Origin of the sequence: Bradyrhizobium sp. F1.13.3, assembly GCF_040548265.1 — a bacterium.
GTDB lineage: Bacteria > Pseudomonadota > Alphaproteobacteria > Rhizobiales > Xanthobacteraceae > Bradyrhizobium.
In genome coordinates this window covers 992,459-1,016,756 of sequence record NZ_JBEPRI010000001.1, presented here as the reverse complement: position 1 = coordinate 1,016,756, position 24,298 = coordinate 992,459, and the positions used below count along the sequence as shown (strand labels likewise).

The following is a 24,298-nucleotide window of genomic DNA, read 5'->3' as shown; positions in this document are numbered from 1 at the left end:
GCCACCGCAGGAGGACGAGCTATGATCGAGCTGATCTCGGCCTTGCTCGCGCTTTGCAGCGTCGGCGTTTTTGCAGCGCACGCGGTGGATGCCTATCGCACCACACATCACTGATAGCCGTGCACTGATAGCCTTGCCCTAGAACGGCCGCCGGTAGAAGTGCTCCGAATGGGTTGCCGGCGGAAACCTGTTGGCGAGCGCGAGAGCTCCCCTTTCGTCCGTCTCGAGCGCGATCTTCTGTGCGAGCATCACGTCGCCGGGAACGAGAAAGCCTGACGGGACGAAGCACCACCCCATCGTCGCATTTCCGGCCGCATCGATCTCATGGACATTGGCCGCGGTGCCATAATGGATGCGATAGGTCTTGCCGGTATCGCAGCCGACGACATCGAAATGCCGGTGCTGCTCGAATTGCGCGCGCTGCGCCGGCGACAGCCAATCGGCCAGAAGCCGGCGGCCGCGGGCATCCGGCGTGTTCTCGCCGAAGAAGCGCCGATAGAGTTCGCGTAGCGCATGCAGACGCGCACGCGCCGGCGCGCGGAGCCAGACTGCCGCGATCATGAGCAGCTCAGATCAACCGCCGACCAGGCGGGGATAGAACAGCGTTTCCTGCACGGTCGGGTCGAACGATCGGATCCGGGTGACTTCGCCAGGTCCGGTTCGCAGCGCGGCGGTGAAGCCCGCTCCGGTCAGCTCCCGAAAGCGCCGTTCGGCCCGCGCCAGCGCTTCGGCATTGCCAGGATCAAACTCGTGGCGCGTGTCGCCAGTCTGGTCCATCACGATCTGGGTTGCCATGTTGAGTCTCCTCATGCCCAGCCCTGTTCGATCTAAGCAAACCTCGTGCCGTCGGTTCCTGATGGCAACAACTTTCTCTTGTCGGCGCATCACGCCTTGCTGAGCTGCTCAACGCGAAGCGGCCGTTCCTCCGCCCTCGTCGATCTGCCGTCCCATCAGGGCGATCGCCTTCTGATAAACCCCGGCGGCATTCCAGGCCTCGATGGCGACGAAATTCGGCTCGCCCGGCTGGTAACCGGCTCCTGCACGCCAGCCATGGGCCTTGAGGAAATTCGCCGTCGAGTTCAGCGCATTGGCGGCAACTTCGAGATTGCCGGTGCCATAGGCCAGGATGTTCTTGGGCATGAACTGGGTCTGGCCGACTTCGCCGTGCATCGAGCCGCGGGTTGCACCCGACAGCGTGCCGCGATCGACCAGCTTCAGCGCCGCATAGAGCTGCTCGGTGAAGAATTCGGGACGGCGGCAGTCATAGGCGAGCGTCGCAATCGAGGAGAGCATGTTCTGGTTGCCGCGCTGGCTGCCGAACCCGGTCTCCATGCCCCAGATCGCGATCAGCGGCCCCGGCGGGACGCCATAGCGCTGCTGGATCGAGGCGAACAAGGCGGCCTGCGACTGCTTGAGCTGGCGGCCCTTGGCGACGATGGTGGTGGCGCCGCGCTTGGCGAGGAACTGGTCGAGCGTCAGCGAGAAACTGCGCTGGCCGCGGTCGGCCGCGATGGTGGCACTGGCGTAATTGGTCTGCATCAGCGCCGAGAGCGCAGTCTGGCCGACGCCCTTGCCCTGCGCCTCCGCGCTGAATTCGCGCTTCCAGGCCTCGAAGCCGGCCGACGAACTGCCGCATTGCGCGGCGTGAGCGGCGGGCGCCAGGCAGCCGAGCAGCGTCATCGCCCCAAAAACCGCCCCAGCTACAGTTCTGCCCCTGATCATGTCCGATGTCCTCTCTCTGGCGCGATCCAATGCCCGAGCTTACCCGGACGAAGGCGCCGACTCCATGGCGTGATCATACGACAGTTCCAGTCCATCCAAATTGCCTTCCTTGCGCCACTTGTCGAGCAGCCGCAGGAATGCCACCGGCCCGCGCCAATACTGGCTGTTTCTCGCCGCGATCGGATCAAACACGCCTTCATTGTTGTAGTAGCCGGGCGTGCATTCGGCGAGATAGGTCTGGCGGCCGAGCGCGGCTTTGACCACCTCCTCGACCCAGGCGTCCTCGGCCTCGAGCGTCGGCTCCAGCGTCCGGGCTTTGCGCTTGCGCGCCTCGGCGATCACATAGGCGACGTGCGCTGCGCGTCGATGATGTGTGGGAAGTTGGCGCTCTGGCCGGCCTGCACCGTGACGATCTGGAAGCAGTTCGGGAAGCCGCGACTGTAGAAGCCGTGCAATGTCTTGACGCCATCGCGCCAGCGCGCGGACAGGCTGATGCCGTCGCGACCATAGACCTCAAAGCCCATGCGGCGGGCGTAGTCGGTGCCGACCTCGAAGCCGCTGGCATAGATCAGGCAGTCGAGCTCATAAGCCTTGCCATCGACCACGACCGCGTTCTCGGTGATGCGCTCGACGCCCTGTCCCCTGGTGTCGACGAGATGCACGTTGGGGCGATTGAAGGTGTCGAGATATTCGTCGTGGAAACACGGCCGCTTGCAGAAGGCCTTGTACCAGGGCTTTAACGCCGAAGCCGTCGCCTCGTCCTTGACGATCGCATCGACGCGCGCCCGGATCTCTTCCATCTTGCGATAATCGCCTGCTCGATAACCTTGAGCGCCTCCTCGATCGAGGTCACCGGCTGGGGCTGGCGGCGCGGCGCCAGCAGGATCTCGCCGAGCAGGCCGGTCCAGCCGTCCTGCACCAGATTCTGTTCGAAGGGCTCGCCCGAGATCACCGCGGTGAAATTATCCATGCGTTCGCGCTGCCAACCAGGCCTGAGCCCCTGCGCCCAGCTCTGATCCGTGGGGCGGTCGTCGCGCACGCCGATCGCCGACGGCGTACGCTGGAAGACGTAGAGCTCCTTGGCCGAGCGGCCGAGATGCGGCACGCATTGCACGGCGGTGGCGCCGGTGCCGATGATGCCGACGCGTTTGTCGCCAAGACCGGTCAGACCACCTTCGGCCGTGCCTCCGGTGTAGGCGTAATCCCAGCGGCTGGTATGGAAGCTGTGTCCCTTGAAGCTTTCGATGCCGGGAATGTCCGGCAGCTTCGGACGGCTCAGCGGGCCTCCGGCAAGAATGACGAAGCGCGCGCGGATGCAATCACCGCGATCGGTCTCGACCAGCCAAATTGCCTCCTGCTCCTGCCATTCCATGCGCGTGATGACGGTCTGAAACAGCGCGCGCTCATAGAGACCGAAGTGACGGCCGATGCGGCGCGAATGTTCGTAGATCTCGGGTGCTCGCGCATATTTGCGCACCGGCATGTAGCCGGTCTCTTCCAGCAACGGCAGGTAGATGTAGCTCTCGGTATCGCAGGCCGCGCCAGGGTACCGATTCCAGTACCAGGTGCCGCCGAAATCGGCGGCCTTTTCCACGACCCGGAAATCATCGATGCCGGCTTCGCGCAGTCGCGCGCCGCACAGAAGGCCGCCGAAGCCGCCGCCGACGATGAGCACCTCGGTCTGTTCGCTGACAGCCTCGCGCGCAAATCCGGAATTGGCCCAGGGATCGTCGAGATAGCGCCCGAACTCGCCGGTCACCTCGACATATTGCGCCTTGCCCTCGGTGCGCAGGCGACGATCGCGCTCTTCGCGATAGCGCGCACGGAGTGCCGCAATGTCGATTGTAGATTCGCCGGCTGCACCGGTCTTGTGTCTTTGCGCTGACATCCGTTTCCTCCCCGGCGGACACTGCTTCGCCGGCAGCTCGCATCACTTAGCCCTGAAAAAGAGACGCGCGCAATCACGTCCCTCGCTTTTTGCGTGAACGTCGCGTGGCGTTCCGCTAACCTCAAGCTCACATCACAAAGCGTACGCCATGCAACGACATGGCGGTCCGGAGGACACGATGCAGGGATTGATGATGGACATGCCGCTCCTGATCAGCGGCCTGATCCAGTATGCCGCCGATTATCACGGCGAGGCCGAGGTTGTCGCCCGCGAGATCGAAGGCGACATCCATCGCTACACCTATGCCGACGCCCATCCGCGCATCAAGCGCATGGCATTGGCGCTCAAGAGGCTCGGCATGATGCCCGGTGACCGCGTCGGCACGCTGGCCTGGAATACGCACCGGCATTTCGAGATGTTCTACGCCGCGCCGGGCATGGGCTATGTGCTGCACACCATCAACCCGCGGCTGTTCCCTGAACAGCTCGTCTACATCGTCAATCATGCCGAGGACCGGCTGCTGTTCATCGACCGCGCCACACTGCCGATCGTGGAAGCGATCGCGCCGCAGCTCAAATCGATCGAAGCCTATGTCGTGATGTGCTCGCGCGAGCGGATGCCGGAGACCAAGGTTGCCAACGTCCATTGCTACGAGGAGCTTCTGGAACGGGAGAACGACGCCGGCTTCGCATGGCCGGAGTTCGACGAAAAATCGGCGTCCACGATCTGCTACACCTCCGGCACCACGGGCAATCCGAAGGGCGTGATCTATTCGCACCGTGCCGCGATCCTGCAGACCATGGTCTCCTGCAATTTCGACTTCCTGCCCGGGCACCTGGAAGGCGTGCGCGAGGTGATGATGCCGATGGCGCCGCTGTTCCACGGCAACGGCTGGAACATGCCGTTCACCGCGCCCTATACCGGCTCGAAGCTGGTGCTGCCCGGCCGCAATTACGAGCCCGACAAGCTCTACGAGTTGCTCGAAGGCGAGAAGGTGACGCTGTCGGCGGGCGTGCCGAGCTTCTGGTTGATCCTGCTCGACTGGCTCGGACGAACCGGCAACAGGTTCTCGACACTCCGTGCAACATTGTCGTCAGGCTCGGCGCCGCCGCGCGCCATGGTCGAGAAGCTCAAGCGCGAGTATGACATCGACTACATCCAGGCCTGGGGCATGACCGAAGCCTTGGGCTGCTCGATGCCGGGCCTGCGGCCGGGCTCCGAACATCTCGACGACAAGGAGAAGTTCGACCGCCGCCAGGTTTCGGGCCGCGCCTGTTTCGGCACCGCCTTGCGCATCGTCGACGACGGCGGCAACGAGCTGCCGCGCGACGGCAAGAGCGTTGGCCATCTGCGCGCGCGGGGACCGTGGGTTGCGTCCGGCTACATGAAACTTGATGAAGGCCTCGACCGCGACGGCTGGCTGATCACCGGCGACATGGCGGTGATCGACCCTCAGGGCCACGTCACGCTGACCGACCGCTCCAAGGACGTGATCAAGTCCGGCGGCGAATGGATCTCCTCGATCCAGCTCGAGGACGTCGCCTTGTCTCATCCCGATGTGCTGCAAGCTGCCGTGGTCGCGATCAGCCACGAGAAATGGCAGGAGCGGCCTCTGCTCCTCGTCGTCCGCAAGAAGGGCGCGACCGTCGACGGCAAGACGCTGCTCGACCACATGCGCCCCAAGATCGCGAGCTGGTGGATGCCCGACGCGGTCGAGTTCATGGACGAGTTCCCGATGACCGGCACCGGCAAGGTGCTCAAATCGGCGCTGCGCGAGAAATTCAAAGAGTATCGCGCCCCTTGAGCCGATCGCGCGCCGGCCTGTCCATCGATCAAGGAGACCAAAGATGCTCTACCCGATGTCCCCCAAAGTCGTCGAGCTCAAGCGCAGGCTCGAAAGTTTCATGGACCGGCACGTCTATCCGAACGAGGAGCGCTTTTATCGCGAGGCGGAGGAACTGGGGCCCTGGAAGGTCTATCCGGTCGTCGAGGAGCTGAAGCCGCTGGCGCGCGCCGAAGGCCTCTGGAATCTGTTCCTGCCGGACTCCAGCCACGGTGCAGGCCTGACCAATCTCGAATATGCCCCGCTCTGCGAGGTCATGGGCCGCTCGCATCTCGCGCCCGAAGTCTTCAACTGTTCGGCGCCCGACACCGGCAACATGGAGGTGCTGGAGCGCTATGGCACGGACAAGGACAAGGAGCGTTGGCTGAAGCCGCTGCTCGCAGGCGAAATCCGCTCCTGCTTTGCCATGACCGAGCCTGCCGTCGCCTCATCCGATGCGACCAACATCGAAAGCTCGATCGTCCTCGACGGCGACCATTACGTCATCAACGGCCGCAAATGGTACACGACCAACGCGACCGACCCGCGCTGCAAGATCTGCATCTTCATGGGCAAGACCGATCCCGACAATGCGGACCGCCACAAGCAGCAATCCATGATCCTGGTGCCGATGGACACAGCGGGCGTCGAGGTCAAGCGTCCCCTGCCCGTGTTCGGCTTCTACGGCGTGCCCGACCGTGCCTCCGAGGTCGTCTTCACCAATGTGCGGGTCCCCAAGGAGAACATGCTGCTCGGCGAGGGCCGCGGTTTCGAGATCGCGCAGGGACGCCTCGGTCCCGGCCGTATCCACCACTGCATGCGGCTGATCGGGCTCTCCGAACGCACGCTGGAGAAGATGTGCCGCCGGGTGCGCAGCCGCGTCGCCTTCGGCAAGCCGGTTTCCGAGCAGACGGTGACGCAGGAGCGCATCGCAGAAGCCCGCATCATGATCGAACAGGCCCGGCTGCTGACGCTCAACGCCGCCTACGCGATGGATACCGTCGGCAACAAGGTGGCGAAAGCCGAGATCGCGATGATCAAGGTCGCCGTGCCCAACATGGCCTGCCAGATCATCGACTGGGCGATCCAGGCCCATGGCGGCGGCGGCACGTCGAACGATTTCGGATTGACGCAAGCCTATGCGACCGCGCGTTTGCTGCGTCTGGCCGACGGCCCAGACGAAGTGCACAGGAACCAGATCGCGCGGTTCGAGTTGAAGAAATATTCGAACGCCTAGCGTCCCACACTGGCCGATGAGCACAGTGCCCTGTTCCTTCTCCCCTTGCGGGAGAAGGTGGCGCGAAGCGCCGGATGAGGGGTCTCTCTCAGCGAAGACAACCCCCTCATCCGAGGGTGTCTGCATCAACCAGCGGAGCTGCCCTCTCCCGCAAGGGGCGAGGGCACAATGACACGCAGCCCGATTGCAACCAGCGCCTTGGCGCCCTCGCCTCAATTCACGACGTACACATCCGGGTCGAAGCTGGAGCTCGGCTTCTTGAAGGCGTTGCGCAAGGCGCCCGACATGGGGACGTTGTAGTTGAGGCCGTTCGGCGGCGTCGGCGATTGCAGCCACTTCTTGTAGAGGACCTCGATCTCCTGGCTCGCGTATAGCTCCGCGGTCGCGCGATCGGCGAGCGCTTTGAACGGCGCGTCCTCCCGCCGCAGCATGATCCCGTAAGGCTCAGGCTTCGAGAACGTCTCCTCGCTGATCATGAAGAGCTGTGGTTCCTTCGAGCGCGCGATCGCGACCGCGAGCTGCACGTCGTCAAGCGCGTAGGCCTGGGCGCGGTCAGTTTCCAGCAGCAGGAAGGCTTCGGCCTGGTCCTTGGCGGGCATCACATTGATGCCGAGATTGCGCTCGGTGTTGACCTTGGCGAGCTGCGTCAGGTTGACCGAGCCGGCCACCGCCGTCACCGCCTTGCCCTTGAGATCGTCGATGGTGTTGATCTTTGCGGCTTTCTTGGCCGCAAATCGCGTTGCGCTGAGGAAGTGCGTGTTGGTGAATGCGACCTGCTTCTGGCGATCGGCATTGTTGGTGGTCGCCGAGCAATGCAGGTCGAGCGTCCCGTTGACCATCAGCGGAATCCGGTTCGACGACGTCACGGCGAGGGTGTCGACGGCGATATCGGCCATGCCGAGCTGCTTCTTCACGGCATCCACGATCTTGAGGCAGATATCCATGGCAAAGCCGACCGGCTTCTGGTTGCCGTCGAGATAGCTGAACGGGACCGAGGCCTCCTGATAGCCCAGCGTGATCTTCTTGGTCTCTTTGACCTTCTGAAGCGTACCCGACAGGTCTTCGGCTGAGGCGGCAGTTGCAAGGCATGTGAGGGCCAGGACAACAGTGGGAAGACGCATCGGGAGCTCCTCAGGGATCAGCGGCTTGCGCCGGCGCGCAGCCGCGGATGGTGTAACCCATGGCAGGACCAACCGCCAGACGAGGTTGTACCTATCAGCTATCGCGGTTTTATATCGACGCCAGCCAAGGTGTATTCGTGCCCGTCTATTCGCAAGTGAGCTGCTGCTCGAACCAGCCAGATAGCAGATTTGACAGCGGCGGCCACATCCGCTGGAAGCTCGCGAACTTGCCGACATTGGCGCGATACATCGCGCGTAACTCCTGCTCGATGGCCGGCAGGTCAACGCCAATACAAGCCCCGTCCTTGGCAATCGTTTTCCCCGCAACGACGACTTCCTTGACCATGGACGCATTGCCGCGGGCGAACAGTAATGCCATGGAATCAACCGGCATGATCTGGTCACGGTCGAGCCGGTCGAGATCAATCACGGCGAAGTCCGCGGGATTGCCGGGCGCGAGCTCGCCCGTCCCCGGCGCGCCGGTAGCGCGCCGGCCGTTGTGGACGGCGAGCGCGAACAGTTCGGCCGGCGTCCATGTCTGCCTGAAGCCGAGGCCGCCATGGACCATCTGAACCAGCCGCATCTCGCGCAGGACGTCGTCATCCTCGTCGAGCGCCAGCCCGTCGACGCCGACGGCGATGGCACAACCGCATTTGTGCGCGGCGGCGATCGGGGCGAGCCCTGAGCGCAGATGCATGTTAGAGCTGAAGTTGGTAACGATGCGCGTGCCAGAGGCCGCGATCATCTCGAGCTCATCCGGGCGGGCGTGGATGCAATGCGCGAGCGTCAGCCGCTCGGAGAGGAAGCCGATGTCGCGCAGCCATCGCACCATGTCGGGAAAGTTCTGGTCCGCCCAGGCGCGCTGATACACGGTCTCCAGCAGGTGCATGTGGATGCGGCGGCCGGTCCGCACCGAGTTCTCGGCAACGGCTTCAAGGAGCGGCTTCGAGCACCATTGCACGCCGGCGGGCCCAAGCTGCACATCGACCATGGGGCCAGTGATCGCCGCGGCAATGGCGTCGGTCATTTCGATATAGGCGTTGGGCGACATGGGTACGCGCACAAAGAGGTCCTCGATGGTCTTGCGATCATCGCGGGAGAGCCCAGTGAGGACCGGTTCGGCATCACCATAGACGATTGGATTCTGGTCTCGCACGGCCAGCGCGAAGGCGATGCGGATGCCGACGTCGGATGCAGCCCTCGCGATCGCCTTGGCTTCATCGAGCATGGGCATCGTCCCGCTCGGCCGCGTGTAGTGAACCATCATCGCCGCGCAGCCGGTCTTGGCCGAGCGCGCCAGCGCGGAGGCCGCGGTCAGATAGGGATCGACCGGCGTACCCAGTGCGGTCCGCAGGATCCAGCTCTCCAGGGGCATGCCGACCGCACCAAAGGACGACGCGGTCGCGCGGGCATGGTCATGGGCGTTGACGAACGCTGGAATGACAAAGGAGCGAGGACCGCTGGTTGGCCCCGCTCCTTCAAAAACATCGGTGATGACACCGCCGTCGTGCCGCAGCACGACATTGTCGAAGACACCACGATCGATGCCACGGAACAGGCTGGTCGCCGCAATCTCCGTGACCATGACCACCCCTCCCAATCAGTTGGCCGTATACACCAACTCCCGCTCCGCGCGCGGCGGCAGGAATTCGCGCGAGAAGACTTCCGCCGGGGTCGGCGCCCGGGCGAGCTGATAGCCCTCAACCACGATGCCGATAGCCCGCGTCATGCGGTCGTCCTTGATGTCACCGATCCCGATTTCTTTCATCTCAGCCGAGACGATCAGCTTGTCGAAGGAATATTGCAGCCGACGCTTCTCGACTGCGACGTCGATCAGATTGTCGTAGTTCAGCGCGGCTTTCATGCCGGCGTTCTGGTCCTTGGCGACGGCAATCGCGCCCTTGTTGATGGCACGCACCAAGCCCGCTACCGCCTTCGGGTTCGACGCGATCAGCTTCTTGGAGACCATCACGCCGTTGGAATAGAGATCGAGGCCGTATTCACCGAAAGAGAACCATTTGAAATCCTTGTCGGGATCCTGGCGGTTGAGCACGAGATTGAAGTAGCTGGTGATATTGAACACGAGAGCAGCATCGATGTCGCCCTTGATCAGCATCGGCTCCTGCAGGTTCGGCGCCATGTTGGAGATCTTGATCTTGTCGCCGTCGAGGCCGTTCTTGCGCGTGAACACCGGCAGCAGCCGCGTCGTCGGCGTGCCCTGCGCGCCCCCGAGCGTGTGCCCTTCAAAATCCTTGATCGTGTTGATGCCGCTGGTCTTCTTGGCAACAATCGCGAACGGCGGCTGGTTCCACATCATGTAGACCATGACGGGGGCGTCCTGCGGTTTGGTCGAGGCGTTCTGGATGATGGCGTTGACGTCGCCGAACCCTGCGTCATAGGCGCCTGACATGACGCGCGTGACGGTGGCACCTGATCCCTCGCCCTGGTCGATGACAACGTTAAGGCCTTCCTCTTTGAAGAAACCGTTGTCCTTGGCATAGAAGAACGCGGCATCGCTACCCTGCGTCTTCCAGCCCAGCGTGAACTTGATCGTGGTGTCCTCGGCCGCGGCGACGCCCGTGGACAGGGCCAATCCCAGCACTGCGGCAGTTACTTTTCTCAACATCGAGACCTCCTCAGCTTCGTTGCGTGACGTTTGAAAAAATCAGGTGGCGATGACGTCGTTCTTGCGCGTGGCCCAACCGGTGACACGCCCCTCGATCAGCGAGAACACGACGTAAAGCGCGACGCCGAGGGCGGCGAGCACGAACAGGCTGGCGAACACCAGCGGCACGTTGAAATTCGATGACGCGGTCATCATGACGTTACCGAGGCCGCGGTTGGAGGCGACCGTCTCCGACAACACCGCGCCGACGAAGGCGTAGGAGATCGCGACCTTCAGAGAGGCGAAGAAGAACGGCATCGTCCTGGGCAGGCCGACATTCCAGAGGATGTCGAACTTGCTGGCGCCGAGCGCCTTCAGCACGTCTTCGAGTTCGGGCTCGGTGGTCGCAAGTCCCGTCGCGATATTCACGACGATCGGGAAAAAACAGATCGAGAGCGCCGTCAGGACCGCGGGCACCGTGCCGGAGCCGAACCACAGCACGAAGATCGGAACCACCGCGACCTTGGGGATCGAGGAGAAGCCGATCAAGAGAGGATAGCAGGTGTCATAGGCCGTCTTGGAGACGCCGATGGTGGCGCCGAGCGCGACACCGAGCGCGACGCCGAGCACGAAGCCGAACATTGTGGTGGCAAGCGTCTGCACGATGTGGGGCCACAACACCGGAAAGCGCTGGTACAAGGTCACGAATACTTGCGACGGCCGCGGTAGCACGAGATCCGACATTCCGGTCGCGAGACAAAACAGTTCCCACGCGACGAAGAACAGCACGATCAGTCCCGCCGACCACGCCTTCTGCCTGATATAGATTGCGGACATCTCAGCCTGCCCTCTGTTGGGCCGCGCCGCGCGCATCCTCGATGAAGGCGCGCAGCTTCTGGTTCAGCGCGACAAATTCCGGCTCGAAGGTCATGGCAACGGTGCGCGGCCGCGCGAACTCCACACGACTGTCGTCGAGAATGCGGCCGGGAAGCGCGCTCATTACGCAAATGCGGCTGGCAAGGAAGCCGGCTTCGCGCAGATCATGGGTGACGAGCAGCACCGTCGGCTTATGCGTCATCCAGAGGTTCTGGAGGATCGTCCACAGCTCCTCTCGGGTGAACTGGTCGAGAGCGCCGAATGGCTCATCCAGCAGCAGCATGCGCGGCTCGTGGATCAGCGCGCGGCAGAGGTTGGCGCGCTGGAGCATGCCGCCGGAGAGCTGCCAGGGAAAGTGGCTGCCAAAGCCCTTGAGGCCGACCTGCTCCAGCAGCGCGTTGGCCTTGTCGCGGAACGCTGTCTTGCGCAGCTTGCGGAAATTGGAGCGGAACGGCTCGACGATCTTGAGCGGCAGCATGATGTTCCGCTCGATCGTCATCCACGGCAGCATGGTCGGGTTCTGGAAGGCCATGCCGACCCGCAGCGCGCGCGCCGCGACCTCCCGGCCGCCGACGATGACGACCCCGCTGGTGGGCTGCACCAGGCCGCTGACGAGACGCAGAATGGTCGATTTGCCGCATCCGGACGGGCCGACCAATGCAACAAACTCGCCGTCGGCGATCTTCAGGCTGGTCTTGGACAGAGCGGGCACGGCGCGGTCGCCGCGTCCGAAGGTCACTGACGCCTCGGACAGCTCTATCGCTGTCGCGGCGGCCTCTTCGGAAACGGGCTGACCGTCAAATTGAGCGTTGGGTTGCATGCGCATCACAGCCAAAGTGCATGCAAGGTGGATGCCAGCGGGCAAAGCTCGTAAAATCAATGTCCTGAGAGAATTCCGTGCCTGCGAAGCGGATTCGATTTAGGCAATCGGACCGTCAAACTGCATGCAATTGGGGCGCTAAATTGCCGGAACGCCGTGCTAAACAGAGGTGACACCCACCCAAGGAATCGCCGATGCCGGCGCGCGCCACCAGGAAGACTTCCGAATCGTCAGACAAGGTCAGCATGATCTGCCGCGCGCTCAGGCGCGCGATCATTGAGCAGGCGCTGGAGCCCGGCGCAAAGCTGCCCGAGGATTCACTCGGCGAGCGCTTCGGCGTCAGCCGCACCATTGCCCGCCACGCGCTAGGGCAACTGGCGGCGGAAGGCCTGGTCGAGCTCCGCCGCAACCGGATCGCAGTGGTGGCGACGCCGAGCTGGCAGGAGGCGCGCGACGCCTTCGATATCCGCATCGAGCTCGAGCGGCTCGTGGTGCGCCAGCTCGCGGGCAAACTAACCAAGAGCCAGATCAGCGAGCTGACCGACCACGTCGATGCGGAAGACCGTGCGCGTGGCGGCACGGACGCAGCCTCGATCCGGCTGGCCACCGAATTCCATATCCTGCTCGCCCAGATGACGAATAGCCCGATCCTGGTGCGCTATGTCAGCGAGGTTGCCTACCGTTGCTGCCTGACGCTGTCGCTGTACAGCCGACCGCACTCGACCGAATGCGCGATCAACGAGCATCGCGCCATCATCGCCGCGCTCGCCAAGGGCGACGAGGCCAAGGTGATGGAATTGATGCACCATCATCTGGATTCTGTGGCCAATCGCGCATTGGTCGCCCCGACTCCGCAGCGCGGCCGCGATCTGCTCGATGTTCTCGCGCCCTACGCCGATGAGGTCACGAGGGACCGCGTCGTCAAACTGCCTAAAGTCGCTCGGCGCGGTTAGGCTTCGATCCCGCGTTGAACCAAAATGCGCTCCGCGCTGTCGTTCCAGACATCCATTTTCACGATCTGGCCGCCTCTGACGACGAAACGATCGACATAACGATTGCCCTCGAACGGCGTGCCGTCGATCCACTCGCCATAGAGCGTGCCTACGCTGTAGACGACGGTCTCGTCCGCGCCCGGGCAGACGTCGAACCGATCCATCTTCTTCTTGACCCAGCGATAGCGCTTTGCGTTGAAGCCGGTCGGCCCGCGCGGGTGACCGAATTCGCGCCCGCCTGTAAACGTGATCACCGTCCCCGGCTTCATATAGGCTGCGGCTGCATCGGGATCGGGTATCATCGAGGCCGTGAGATAAGCTTCGACGATCTCAGCGTCGGTTGTCGGACGTTGGGCTGTTGCAGGAGCGGACATGACGGGTTCTCCGGGGCCGACACATTCTACAATTCACTCCTCGAATTGCATGCACGTTTTTTGAACAATTCGCCTGCGGAACTGCACACAATCTAGAGCTGCCCACCTCCTCCGCTTCCGTTAGGCTATCCACCTGAATCAGACGCCATGACCAGCCAAACCGCCCTCGACCTGATCTTCCGCAACACGCTGTTGCGATCATCCGCCGCACCGGTCGATATCGGCGTGAAGGCCGGCCGCATCGCCGCGATCGAGCCGAAGCTCGCCTGCGAAGCCGTCGAAGTCGATGTCGGCGGGCGCCTCGCCCTGCCCGGCTTCGTCGACAGCCACATCCATCTCGACAAGGCCTGCCTGCTTGGCCGCTGCGGGCATGATCACGGCAGCGTCTCGGAAGCGATCCGCGCCGTCGCCGGGATGAAGAAGGATTTCTCGGTCGAGGACGTCTACGCGCGCGGCGCCCGGGTGCTCGAACGCGCCATCGCCCACGGCACCACGCGCATGCGAACCCACGTCGAAATCGATCCGCGCATCGGCTTGCGCGGCTTCGAGGCGGTGAAGGCGCTGAAGCGTGACTATGCCTGGGCGATCGACCTGTCGCTCTGTGTCTTTCCGCAGGAAGGCCTCACCAACGATCCCGGCAGCGAGGAGCTTCTGATCCAGGCGCTGCGCGACGGCGGCGAGGTGATCGGCGGCTGTCCCTACACGGACACCGACCCGAACGCCCATCTCGCACGCATCTTCGACCTCGCCGAGGCGTTCGACGTGGATGTCGACCTCCATCTCGATTTCGATCTCGATCCCTCCTGGTGGCACCTCGACGAGGTCTGCCGGCAGACCGAGCGGCGCAACTACGGGGGCCGCGTGGCGATCGGCCATGCGACGAAACTCTCCGCACTGCCACCGGAGCGGCTGAAGGCCGCCACAGCGCAACTGGCGAAGGCCGGCGTTGCCGTCACCGTGCTGCCGGCAACCGATCTCTATTTGATGGGGCGCGAAGCGACCCACAACGCGCCACGCGGGCTGACGCTCGCCCACAAGCTCTCCGGCGACGGCGTGGTGTGCTCGATCGCGACCAACAACGTGCTCAATCCCTTCACGCCGTTCGGCGATGCCTCCCTGCTCCGAATGGCGAACTTCTACGCCAACGTCGCGCATGCCTCGGTGAACGACTTCGATGCGTGCCTCGATCTCGTGACCGAGCTGCCGGCGCGGCTGATGAACCTACGGAATTACGGCATCAGGGTCGGAAACCCCGCCGATCTCGTCGTGCTCGATACGCAAGACAGCCGCTTCGCGATCGCCGAGCTGCCGGATATCGTGATGGGCTTCAAGAACGGCCGGCAGACTTTTGCGCGGCAACGACCCATTCTGTTTCGCCCCGGCTCCTGAGCCGCTCTGGACGCATATCTGCATTGAAGCGAGGCGGATGCCGCGTTATTTCCGTTCGATGTTACCGCCGATCGTTCTCATATTCCGAATCCGGTAGAATACCGGATAGTCGATCCGCGCTGATTGCCGATAGCTGAGCGTATTGCCAGTCCCGCGGTGCCGTTCAAAGCAGAACCTGCACTGATGTCTGCATTCATCGGGGAAGCATCGACATGTTCAGCGCATTCAGCAGCATCGACCATCACGCCATTCGAGCGAGAACGCCCGGCGATGCCGCGATAAAACGGCTCGACGGCATCGGGCATGTCCTGTCAAACCTCGATCTGGCGAGCATCCGGACCCAGGATGACTTGACGCGCATGCTCCTGACGCTCGACACCGCCGACAAGTGCATTCGGGTGATCCGCGCGGAATTCCGGACCCAAGTCGCGAACGATCGGCTGGCCCGCAAGACCGAAGACCTGATGGCGTTGATCGAACGCGTCCGGGACGAGCTCACGGGCTGTTGCGCGGTAAAGTCCTGAGCAAGAGCCGCCCTATTTCTCGCGATTGATCTTCGCCAGGATTCGGTCCGCCTCGGTGCGCCAGTCAGCGCTGCGGGCGAACTCCTTGGTGGCCTTCGTTCCGAACAGGCCCTCATCGGCGAGGTCCGCCACCCAGGCCTGCCGCTCGGCGGTGCCCTGCGCGGACCACGGCGTCAGTCCGGCTTCACGCACGGTTTCGGCGACTTCGCGTACTTCCTCGGCGCGGCGGCGGCCATGCTCGATCACGCGCTGGAAGCAATAAGCACCCTGCTTCTCCCAATCGATCGTGGGGAAGGTTTCCGCCAGCGAAGCCAACACCGCATCCTCGATGCCATAGGCGCGCGCGGTGGTGAAGCTTTCGATCACCATGGCCTCCAGGCCCTTGATCATGATGCTGCGGCACATCTTCACCGCCGATGACACACCGAGCTTGTCGCTTGCAACCTTGGCCGCAAAACCGATCGCGTTCAAAAGCGGCTGCAGCTCCCTTGCGCCGGGACCGCCGAGCAACAGCGGCACCTTGATCCGATAAGGCGGCACCGACGTCATAACGGCGCCCTCGACATAACGTCCGGCGGCGCCATCGATCAGCGCGGCCGCGCGCTGCTTGGCGCCGGGAGACGCCGAATTGAAATCCAGGAACCATGTGCTCTGATTGATCGCGGCCGCACAGGCCTTTGCCACCGGCACGGCCTGGCTCGCGGTGACCGCGGAGATGATGAAATCGGACTTCGCGGCCAGCTCAGCGTGCGAGACTGCGAGCCCGACACCGAATTTCTCCGCATGCTCCTTCAGTGAGCCGCCCTGCTCGCCTCCGAGCTTGATGTCATAGGCTGTGACCCTGATGTCCTGCTGGCGCAAATCCTCGGCCAGGATCCTGCCGACTTCGCCATAACCGATCAGCCCGATCTGCCATCGCTTGGGATCGCCCGCCATCAGTTCAGTCCTCGCGTGGTCTCGTCGAACAGCTCTTCGACCGCATAGCGGCGCGGGATCAGCGCCTGCTGAAATGCATAGTCGATGATCAGCTCCAGCGGCTTCCTGTTCGCCTCGATTCCGAACGGAACGAGATCGGGCGTCGCCGCAGGCCCCATCTGGGTCTTGTTCCGCTTGAGCAGATCATAGACGCCCGAAACCACGTCAGGACGCGATTTCGTCAGCTGCTCGGTCACGACCACGAGATGGTTGACCGGCACGACGCCGCGGCGCGCGTACCATATGGCGGCTTCCGCGGCCGGATCGGGGAACAGCGGCCTCAGTTTCGGATCGCTTGAGGCCTCACCGAGGACGGCGTCGAGCTCGCCGTCGAGCAGCATCTGCAAGATCTTCTTGCCTTTCGACGCGCGCTCGGTGGTGTCGACATATTCGGCGACGTGTGGGTCTTCGAACGTGACCCAGCGGAGCTTGCCGAGATTGACGCCGCAGTCATTGGCGAGGATGCCCCTGATCCAGGCGCCGGTGGTGGTCGTGAACGAGCGGATACCGACGCGCTTGCCTTCGAGATCGGACGGCCCGAGGGTTCCGTGCGCGGGATTATAGAGCGCATAAGAATGCTGGAAGCGGCCGAGCATGGTGGCAGGCAGCAGCACCAGCGGCTTGCCATGCGCCTTTGCCATCAGATAGGTGACGATCGCCATCTCGCAGACGTCGAAGGCCTGCTCGCGCACCATCGGTTTGAACGCGGTGTTGGTCGGCGTGTACTCGACGAAATCGAGATCGAACAGGTCGGAGCGGAGCTCGCCGCTCTTCACCGCCTGGACATGGGGGTGACTGCCGAGCACGGCCTTCAGCTTGAGACGATCCATCGGCCCGCTCCGCTTCTCTTCAGACATCCCTGGGATTGTCGACATAGACGAGCCCGGCTTTCGCCAAGGCCTCGCGCATGCTGTACATGTCGAGGCCCAGCTCGCCCGAAGCCAGCCGCTTGCGCTTGCCGCCTTCGTCCGCGTTGCGCTTCTTCGCCTTCTCGGCGACCTCGGCCGCATAGCGCTTCGGCACCACCACGACGCCGTCGTCATCGGCCACGATGATGTCGCCGGGGTCGACGTTGACGCCGGCGCAGACCACGGGGACATTGACCGCGCCGAGCGTCGCCTTCACCGTCCCCTTGGCCGAGACCGCGCGGGACCACACCGGAAAGTTCATCTCGTGCAGTGCCCTGACGTCGCGGCAGCCGGCATCGATGATCAGCCCCTGCACGCCGCGGGCCTGCAGCGAAGTCGCGAGCAGCTCGCCGAACATGCCGTCGGTGTTGTCGGTGGTGCAACCGACGACGAGAATGTCGCCCTTTCTGCACTGCTCGACCGCGACATGGATCATCCAGTTGTCGCCCGGCTGCGCCAGCACAGTGACGGCGGGACCGGCGATCGCCGCGCCCGGCCAGACCGGCCGCAGATATGGCTTCATCAGGCCGATGCGGCCATAGGCCTCGTGCACGGTCGAGACGCCGTACTCCGCCATAGCGGCGGGATCGGCTCGCTCAATGTTGCGAACGACGACGGGCCTCATGCCAGCTCCTCCGCTACCGTCGGGAACAAGCGCTGATAGGCCTCGCCATACGTCATGGGCACACCGGTGTTGCGGCTGCCCTGGATGCCGCGATTGAGCGCAACGCGCTCGTAATAGCCCCAGAGATGTTTTTGCGCGGCGAGAATCTGGAACGCCTCGTACTTTTCCTTCCAGACCTCGTCGATCTTGAGGAGCAGGTCCGGCTTGTAATTGCATTGCTCCGGCTGGTGCGGCTCGAACAGGAACACCGGCGGCGCCGAATATTTGTACTGCGCGCCTGGCTTGTGGCCCATGGCCTGCGCGACCACGCGGGTTTCCTGCGCGAAATGCGCCGCGTTCGGATGATCGAAATTATAGGGGTCTTCCAGCGCGTGCGTCAGCACGAAGCTTGGATTGAGCTCGCGGTAGATGTCGACCATGCGGTCGAAATGCGCTTCCGTCAGCTTCAGCGGATAGTCGCCGCAGTCGAAGAACTCGATCTCGGCGCCGAGCAGCTTGGCAGCGCGCTCCGCCTCATCCTTGCGGCCGCCTTTGACCGATTCCAGCGTCGCGCCCTTCTCCTTCCAGGCGAACTGGCTCTCGCCGCGCTCGCCGAAGGACAAGCAGACGATCTTCATGCGATAGCCCTTCTTCGCATGCAGAGCGATGGCGCCGCCGGCGCGCCAGACGAAATCGCCCGGATGGGCCGTGATCACGAGACCTGCTTTCATGGGCTTATTCCCCTCTTTCCTTGATGAGCAATTTATCTCTTTCCTTGATGAGCAATTTATCGATCACGGACACCGTCATTCCTCGAACTCGAACAGGCGGGCTGGATTATCGACGAGGATCTTCTGCTGATACTCCGGCTCCGGCGCGAACAGCGGGATCAGGTCGACGAGATCGCCGTCGTTCGGCATCGCCTTGACGTTGGGATGTGGCCAATCGGTGCCCCAGATGATCCGGTCGGGCGCGGTCTCGACGATCTTTCGCGCGAACGGCACCGCGTCGGTGAACGGCGGACCGGCCGACGACACCCGCTCCGAACCGCAGATCTTGACCCAACATTTCTCGTCGCGCTGCATCAGCTCGATCAGGATCTTGAACGGAAGCTGATCGAGCCCTTCGGACGCCTTCACCCGTCCCATATGGTCGATCGTGTAGCTAAGCGGCAGCCTTGTCAGCATGTCGGCATATTCAGGCAGGTCGATCGCGTCGAAATGCAGGTCGATGTGCCAGCCGAGCGGCGCAACCATCGCGACGATACGGTCGAACACCCGCTTGTCGGGGACGCCGCCGAGATGGCGGACGAAATTGAAGCGGCAGCCGCGGAAACCACCCTCGTGCAGCACGCGAAGCCCGCGCTCCGTGATGGAGCCGTCGATATTGGCGACCGCGCGATAGGCGCCATTGCTCTGCGCGATGGCGTCCAGCGCCACCGTGTTATCGGTGCCATGCACACTGGCATTGACGATGACGGCACGCTCGACCCCGAGCTTGGCATGCAGCGTGCGGAAATGCTCGAGCGGCGCATCCGGCGGCGTATAGGAGCGGCCCGGCGCGTAGGGATATTTCGCGCCGGGCCCGAAGATGTGGCAATGCGCGTCGCAAGACAGCTTCGGCAGCTTGAACTTCGGCGTGCGCGTGTCCGGATCGGGCGGCGGAATGGTCGGCGTGTACATCATTGCCATCAGATAAACCGCCGAACGAGACCGCGTCTTTAAGTCTTGCTGCTGACGACGGGCCGCCGCCGTGCCGGCGCAGCCTGATCGAGCGCCGGCGCCTGGAACGCGGCCACGGCGGCTTGCACCAATTGCTCGATGGCGCTTGCGGCATCGCTGCCGTCGGCCTCGCCGCGCGACAGGCGGGAGACGCGATCCGGCGTCACCAGCGAGTAATAGAGCGCGCCGAGCAGGAAGTGGCTGCGCCAGACGATGTCGGTGCGGGGAACGTGCGGCAGGCTGTCGTGGATCGCGTCGATGAAGGCGTGGCTGGTATCGTCAAAAGTCTGCGCGATGATTTTCCGCGCGACCTCATTGCCCTCCGCGGACATCACCGCGCGCAGGCGCGTGAACCGCGCCCCGCCCCCGGCAAGATCACTGCCCGAGGTGAAGGCCGGCGCGACATAGGCCCGCACCATCGCTTCGAGCCGGTCCTGGAGATCGCGCACGCGTTTGGCGGCCGCGAGCAACTCGGAACGACGCAAATTCATTGGCCCGCAATGGCGCCGGTAGATTTCCAGCAGCAGGCCGTCCTTGGTCTTGAAATGATAGGTGACGCTGCCGGGATTGGCGCCGGCTGCCTGCGCGATATCGCGCACCGACACGGCGTTGAAGCCGTTGGTGGCGAACAGCTCCTCGGCCGCGGCGAGAATTGCCTCGCGCATGTTCGGCTTGCGGGCCGTTTCCTTGCTGGCGGCGTTGCGTATCATGTGATTTGTACTATCGTACAAAAAATCAGGTCTCGTCAACAAAAACCATGGCGGCGTCTGGACGGCTCGAGGCCGGCGGTCCGCGCACAACGCCCGCAAGGAGTGCTGAAAATGCTGGATTTGAACAAGAAGATCGGCAGCTTAATGCTAGGTGCCGGTCTGCTGCTGGCGGGCGGCGCCGCACAGGCCGCCGACAATTATCCGAGCAAACCGGTTCACATCCTGGTGCCCTACGCGGCCGGCGGCGCGGTCGACGTGCTCGCGCGCACGCTCGGACAGGCCTTGGCGAAGACCTGGGGCCAGCAACCAGTGGTCGACAATCGCCCCGGCGCCGGCGGCATCGTCGCCTCGCAGGCACTGACGCAGGCCGCCCCCGACGGCTACACGCTGATTCTGGTCGCGAGCGGTCATCCCCTCAATCAGTTCATTTATCCGAGCGTGCCCTACGAGACGTTTAGGGATTTTACCGCGATCACCGAAGTCGCCTCCTCGCCGCTCGCGATCGTCGTCGCCAAAGACAGCCCCTACAAGACGCTCGGCGATCTTCTCGCTGCGGCGAAGAAGGAGCCGGACAAGCTCTCCTACGGTATGTCCGGCAACGGCACCTCGGCGCACCTCGCCGGTGAGCTGTTGAAATACATGTCCGGCACCAAGATCGTCGCGATCCCTTACAAGGGCGGCGCGCCCGCGCTGACCGCCGTAATCGCCGGTGACATCCCGCTCAGCATCAATCCGCTTGCGGAGGCCATCGGCCAGATCGAAGGCGGCCCGGTGCGCGCACTCGCGGTGACCTCGGCCGAACGCTCCAAGGCGCTGCCCAATGTTCCGACCATCGCCGAGTCGGGCGTGGCGGGTTACGACGTCTCCGTCTAGTGGGGCGTTCTCGGCCCGGCGAAAATGCCGCCGGAGATCGTGGCGAAGCTCGAAACCGATCTGAAGACGGCGTTGCAGGACCCGAACGTGCTGTCGACGCTCGGCAAGATCGGCGCAGCCCCGGTCGGTTCTTCGTCGAGGGAATTCGATGCCTACATGCATGCCGAGGCCACCAAATGGGAGCCGGTGATGAAGGCCGCCGACATCCGCGCGCAGTGAGGTGCTTCGCATGAGAACCGGCGCGCTCGACACGATCCAGTAGCGGGCAGGCTTTCGCGGCCACGAACGCGACGCGCGAGTAAGTCAATTGCGTGCGCTCGCGCGCATCTTCTCGGGCGGCGCGGAACGCCGCACGAAATCGGCATCGTCATCGCCTCCTCCCGACGGGATCAGGATTGCGCGCTCGCGCGGCAGCGCTTCCGGCATCTCGTCGCGGATGAAGGCGATGAGCTTCTCTCTCATTTCGCAGCGCAAATCCCAGGACTGCGGCGCGTTCCTGGCGCTGACGAGGGCGCGAAGTTCGATGGTGCGAGAATCCGCGTCGATCACCTGGAGATTGACCACCTCGCCGTCCCAGAGCTTGGACTCCTTCACTGCTTCTTCCAGCCAGCGCCGGATCCGCGGCACGTCGGCGCGATAATCGACGTGGAGCGCGATCACGCCGATCAGGGACGCGGTGTCGCGGGTCCAGTTCTGGAATGGCTTTTCGATGAAATAGGACAGCGGCACCACCATGCGGCGCCAATCCCACAGCCGGATCACCACATAGGTCGAGGCGATGTCCTCCACCCAGCCCCACTCGTTTTCGATGATCACGGCGTCCTCGATGCGGATCGGCTGGGTGATCGCAATCTGCAAGCCCGCGATCAGGTTGCTCAGCAGCGGACGGGCGGCAAGACCAACGATGATACCGGCTGCGCCGGCCGAGGCGAACAGGCTGACGCCGTATTGCTTCACCGAATCGAACGTCATCAGCGCAGTCGACACCGTGATGACGACGATGATGGTGTCTGTGACCCGCTTGAACACCCGCACCTGCGTGACGTGCTTGCGCGCAACGAGATTCTCGGTGACGTCACGAAAGTTCTGGAGATAGCGCGCCGCGCTCATGTCGACGATCCGGATCGATATCCAGCCGATCAGGGCGATGAAAGCCACGACGAACACACGCATCAGCGGCGTGCGGATGATGTCGTCGAGCGGCGCAAGCGGCAGAACCAGCGCAACCGCAGCAAGACACAGGGCTAACCTAGCTGGACCTGCGGTACGCTCGATGAACACAGCCAGCAAAGAGAGGCGGGTTCCGAAGGCACGATTGAGGAGCCATACCGCGACCCGATACAGGAACAAAGCAAGCAGGATCGCGATGAAGATCAAGCTGAGACCGACGAACCAGGAAGGCACCCAGCCAAGCATCTCGTCGAGGTCGGCCATAATTGCTTGCAGATTCATGCGTCTCCCCGCGTTGCATTAGCGTCCGCGCTCAACGCATTTAGAGCGGCTTCGCTCCCGCACTCGGTGCAATGCAGCATCCCCTTGGTGCATCCGTCGTCGAATTGCGCTATTTCTGAGCAATCATGACTCGACGGACCGGCAGCGCCGACCTTCCTCTTCACACCGGCCGGGTTCCACCCTGGTTGGCGACCCGCATGTCTTCGCTCGGCGCGATCGTCACGCAGGCGATCGTGCATCACTACGGACGCGATGCATTCCTCCAGCGGCTCTCGCACCCGTTCTGGTTCCAGTCGTTCGGCGCCGTGATGGGGATGGACTGGCACTCCTCGGGCATCACGACCTCAGTGATAGGCGCGCTGAAGCGAGGTCTAGGCCCCCTCCAGGATGAGCTCGGAATCTATGTCTGCGGCGGGCGTGGCCAGCACTCGCGCAAGACCCCGGACGAACTGATGCAGCTCGGCGACCGCGTCGGCTTCGACGGCGCAAAGCTCACGCGTGCGAGTCGCCTTGTGGCGAAGGTGGACAGCGCCGCGGTCCAGGACGGTTTCGATCTTTATCTGCACGGCTTCTTCGTCACCGCCGACGCCAAATGGACTGTGGTGCAGCAGGGCATGAACGGCGACAAGCGACAGGCTCGCCGCTATCACTGGCATTCCGAGGCGCTGAAGAGTTTTGTCGATACGCCGCACAGCGCGATCGACGGGCCGCTGCAGGGCGAGATCGTCAATCTCACCGACCATCGCGCCGATATCTCGCGCACCGCGCAGCTTGAGCTCCTCAGCGATCTCGGCCCGGATCGCATCCTTTCCGAATTCGAGCGGCTCGCCGGGACTGCGCCCGAGCCCGCTCAGGCGATGCTGCCGCACCTGATCATGCCCGCGCATCACGACGTCCGGCCAAAAGATGTGTTCGCGCGCCGCTTGCACGGCACACTCGCGGCCGCGGCCGAGCGCGGCCCGGTCGATTTTCCGGAGCTGCTGCTGACGCCCGGCGTTGGCGCGCGTACCGTGCGTTCGCTGGCGATGGTCGCCGAAGTCGTACACGGCGCGCCTTACCGCTTCAATGATCCCGCCCGCTTCTCGCTTGCCCACGGCGGCAAGGACCGGCATCCCTACCCTGTCCCGATCAAGGTCTACGACGAGACCATTCGCGTGCTGAAGGGCGCGATCCAGAACGCAAAGCTCGGACGCGAGGAAGAGATGCAGGCCATCAAGCGCGTCGACGACCAGGCGCGGCGGCTGGAGCGAACCGCGCACGGGCCGTCGGTCGAAGCCTATATCGCCGGAGAGCGTGCGGCCTCGCCCGATCTCGACGGCCGCTCCGTGTTCGGCTGGGAGCGTGATCTCGGGCCGACAAAAAAGCGGACCGGCTGAAGACCGGTCCGCAAGTTTAGCGGGAGGAGCGCCTCTCTCAGGTATCGCCGTCCTTCGATTCCTCATCGAGCCGGTTAGCCGAGTGATCCTGATATTGATCCGTCTGGATCGACTTGCCGTCCATGCCGCGAATGTCCGAGTGCTGTGCCTTGTCGCGGTTTGACAGCACCATGTTGTCGCCGATCTTCTCCTTGGGCACGTCCGTCATGGCGCCGGTGCCGTCGCCTTTGCCGTGCATGCCCGATCTGAAATGCGTCTTGCTGCCATGACCACCTGGCATCTTTTTCTCCTCTTGCTTTGATCGCCCGT

Annotated in this window: 23 protein-coding genes and 2 pseudogenes; 7 read left to right on the top strand and 18 right to left on the bottom strand. The window is 63.5% G+C overall.

The window, feature by feature from the left end:
• Positions 1–138: 138 nt before the first annotated feature.
• The 4 genes and pseudogenes from ABIB66_RS04645 to ABIB66_RS04630 all read right to left on the bottom strand — a co-directional run bounded on the left by ABIB66_RS04645 (position 139) and on the right by ABIB66_RS04630 (position 3,610).
• A complete protein-coding gene (locus ABIB66_RS04645) occupies positions 139–561 on the bottom strand; it encodes a hypothetical protein (protein ID WP_354055523.1) in 423 nt (140 codons plus the stop codon).
• 12 nt (positions 562–573) lie between these two features.
• On the bottom strand, positions 574–795 hold the full coding sequence (locus ABIB66_RS04640) for a hypothetical protein (protein ID WP_106943097.1): 222 nt from the start codon (positions 793–795) through the stop codon (positions 574–576).
• 108 nt (positions 796–903) lie between these two features.
• Positions 904–1,722 carry a lytic murein transglycosylase gene (locus ABIB66_RS04635; RefSeq protein ID WP_354254202.1) on the bottom strand — a complete coding sequence of 273 codons (819 nt, stop codon included), beginning with the start codon at positions 1,720–1,722 and terminating at the stop codon, positions 904–906.
• Between the two features lie 39 nt (positions 1,723–1,761).
• Positions 1,762–3,610: pseudogene (locus ABIB66_RS04630) on the bottom strand (flavin-containing monooxygenase).
• Between the two features lie 178 nt (positions 3,611–3,788).
• Here ABIB66_RS04630 and ABIB66_RS04625 point away from each other — a divergent pair.
• Both ABIB66_RS04625 and ABIB66_RS04620 read left to right on the top strand, forming a co-directional pair.
• Complete coding sequence (locus ABIB66_RS04625) at positions 3,789–5,414, top strand: long-chain fatty acid--CoA ligase (protein WP_354204220.1); 1,626 nt, start codon at positions 3,789–3,791, stop codon at positions 5,412–5,414.
• A gap of 43 nt (positions 5,415–5,457) precedes the next feature.
• The gene (locus tag ABIB66_RS04620) at positions 5,458–6,669 is read left to right on the top strand and encodes an acyl-CoA dehydrogenase family protein (protein WP_354204222.1); all 1,212 of its coding nucleotides are present in this window, start codon (positions 5,458–5,460) and stop codon (positions 6,667–6,669) included.
• A 212-nt stretch (positions 6,670–6,881) separates the two neighbouring features.
• On the opposite strand, the gene ABIB66_RS04615 is transcribed toward ABIB66_RS04620, so the two are convergent.
• From ABIB66_RS04615 to ABIB66_RS04595, 5 genes are all read right to left on the bottom strand, one after another.
• Complete coding sequence (locus ABIB66_RS04615) at positions 6,882–7,790, bottom strand: amino acid ABC transporter substrate-binding protein (RefSeq protein ID WP_354204224.1); 909 nt, start codon at positions 7,788–7,790, stop codon at positions 6,882–6,884.
• Positions 7,791–7,935: 145 nt separating this feature from the next.
• A complete protein-coding gene (locus ABIB66_RS04610; RefSeq protein ID WP_275167379.1) occupies positions 7,936–9,375 on the bottom strand; it encodes an amidohydrolase family protein in 1,440 nt (479 codons plus the stop codon).
• Between the two features lie 15 nt (positions 9,376–9,390).
• Complete coding sequence (locus ABIB66_RS04605) at positions 9,391–10,416, bottom strand: ABC transporter substrate-binding protein (RefSeq protein ID WP_275167380.1); 1,026 nt, start codon at positions 10,414–10,416, stop codon at positions 9,391–9,393.
• 39 nt (positions 10,417–10,455) lie between these two features.
• Entirely contained in the window at positions 10,456–11,232 is a 777-nt protein-coding gene (locus ABIB66_RS04600) for an ABC transporter permease (RefSeq protein ID WP_275167381.1), read from the bottom strand.
• A 1-nt stretch (position 11,233) separates the two neighbouring features.
• On the bottom strand, positions 11,234–12,091 hold the full coding sequence (locus ABIB66_RS04595; RefSeq protein ID WP_354254200.1) for an ABC transporter ATP-binding protein: 858 nt from the start codon (positions 12,089–12,091) through the stop codon (positions 11,234–11,236).
• Between the two features lie 194 nt (positions 12,092–12,285).
• Here ABIB66_RS04595 and ABIB66_RS04590 point away from each other — a divergent pair, with 194 nt between their 5' ends.
• On the top strand, positions 12,286–13,044 hold the full coding sequence (locus ABIB66_RS04590) for a GntR family transcriptional regulator (RefSeq protein ID WP_354254198.1): 759 nt from the start codon (positions 12,286–12,288) through the stop codon (positions 13,042–13,044).
• Here ABIB66_RS04590 and ABIB66_RS04585 read toward each other — a convergent pair.
• Complete coding sequence (locus ABIB66_RS04585; protein WP_275167384.1) at positions 13,041–13,457, bottom strand: nuclear transport factor 2 family protein; 417 nt, start codon at positions 13,455–13,457, stop codon at positions 13,041–13,043. The two genes, ABIB66_RS04590 and ABIB66_RS04585, sit on opposite strands and share 4 nt — an antisense overlap.
• Before the next feature lie 147 nt (positions 13,458–13,604).
• On the opposite strand from ABIB66_RS04585, the gene ABIB66_RS04580 reads away from it, so the two are divergent.
• Complete coding sequence (locus ABIB66_RS04580) at positions 13,605–14,846, top strand: amidohydrolase family protein (protein WP_275167385.1); 1,242 nt, start codon at positions 13,605–13,607, stop codon at positions 14,844–14,846.
• A 212-nt stretch (positions 14,847–15,058) separates the two neighbouring features.
• Positions 15,059–15,370 (top strand): hypothetical protein, encoded by a 312-nt coding sequence (locus ABIB66_RS04575; protein ID WP_275167386.1) that lies wholly within the window; start codon positions 15,059–15,061, stop codon positions 15,368–15,370.
• Between the two features lie 12 nt (positions 15,371–15,382).
• Here ABIB66_RS04575 and ABIB66_RS04570 read toward each other — a convergent pair whose 3' ends face one another.
• From ABIB66_RS04570 to ABIB66_RS04545, 6 genes are all read right to left on the bottom strand, one after another.
• Complete coding sequence (locus ABIB66_RS04570; RefSeq protein ID WP_354204229.1) at positions 15,383–16,306, bottom strand: DUF1932 domain-containing protein; 924 nt, start codon at positions 16,304–16,306, stop codon at positions 15,383–15,385.
• The gene (locus ABIB66_RS04565) at positions 16,306–17,175 is read right to left on the bottom strand and encodes a substrate-binding domain-containing protein (RefSeq protein WP_354204231.1); all 870 of its coding nucleotides are present in this window, start codon (positions 17,173–17,175) and stop codon (positions 16,306–16,308) included. The genes ABIB66_RS04570 and ABIB66_RS04565 overlap by 1 nt, the downstream gene beginning before the upstream one ends.
• Positions 17,176–17,194: 19 nt before the next feature.
• The gene (locus tag ABIB66_RS04560) at positions 17,195–17,878 is read right to left on the bottom strand and encodes a 4-carboxy-4-hydroxy-2-oxoadipate aldolase/oxaloacetate decarboxylase (protein ID WP_354204233.1); all 684 of its coding nucleotides are present in this window, start codon (positions 17,876–17,878) and stop codon (positions 17,195–17,197) included.
• On the bottom strand, positions 17,875–18,588 hold the full coding sequence (locus ABIB66_RS04555; RefSeq protein ID WP_354204235.1) for a PIG-L deacetylase family protein: 714 nt from the start codon (positions 18,586–18,588) through the stop codon (positions 17,875–17,877). Before ABIB66_RS04555 ends, ABIB66_RS04560 begins: the two co-directional genes overlap by 4 nt.
• Positions 18,589–18,663: 75 nt before the next feature.
• The gene (locus ABIB66_RS04550; protein WP_354204237.1) at positions 18,664–19,548 is read right to left on the bottom strand and encodes an amidohydrolase family protein; all 885 of its coding nucleotides are present in this window, start codon (positions 19,546–19,548) and stop codon (positions 18,664–18,666) included.
• A gap of 29 nt (positions 19,549–19,577) precedes the next feature.
• Positions 19,578–20,288 (bottom strand): TetR/AcrR family transcriptional regulator, encoded by a 711-nt coding sequence (locus ABIB66_RS04545; RefSeq protein ID WP_354204239.1) that lies wholly within the window; start codon positions 20,286–20,288, stop codon positions 19,578–19,580.
• A gap of 111 nt (positions 20,289–20,399) precedes the next feature.
• Between ABIB66_RS04545 and ABIB66_RS04540 the strand changes: the two are divergent.
• Positions 20,400–21,380 (top strand): annotated as a pseudogene (locus ABIB66_RS04540) (tripartite tricarboxylate transporter substrate binding protein).
• Between the two features lie 84 nt (positions 21,381–21,464).
• Here the strand turns inward: ABIB66_RS04540 and ABIB66_RS04535 are convergent.
• Entirely contained in the window at positions 21,465–22,613 is a 1,149-nt protein-coding gene (locus ABIB66_RS04535; protein WP_354254196.1) for a mechanosensitive ion channel family protein, read from the bottom strand.
• 125 nt (positions 22,614–22,738) lie between these two features.
• Here ABIB66_RS04535 and ABIB66_RS04530 point away from each other — a divergent pair, with 125 nt between their 5' ends.
• Complete coding sequence (locus ABIB66_RS04530) at positions 22,739–23,989, top strand: DUF763 domain-containing protein (protein WP_354204243.1); 1,251 nt, start codon at positions 22,739–22,741, stop codon at positions 23,987–23,989.
• Between the two features lie 37 nt (positions 23,990–24,026).
• On the opposite strand, the gene ABIB66_RS04525 is transcribed toward ABIB66_RS04530, so the two are convergent.
• Positions 24,027–24,269: a hypothetical protein gene (locus tag ABIB66_RS04525; protein ID WP_354204245.1), complete on the bottom strand. Its 243-nt coding sequence runs from the start codon at positions 24,267–24,269 to the stop codon at positions 24,027–24,029.
• Positions 24,270–24,298 lie beyond the last annotated feature (29 nt).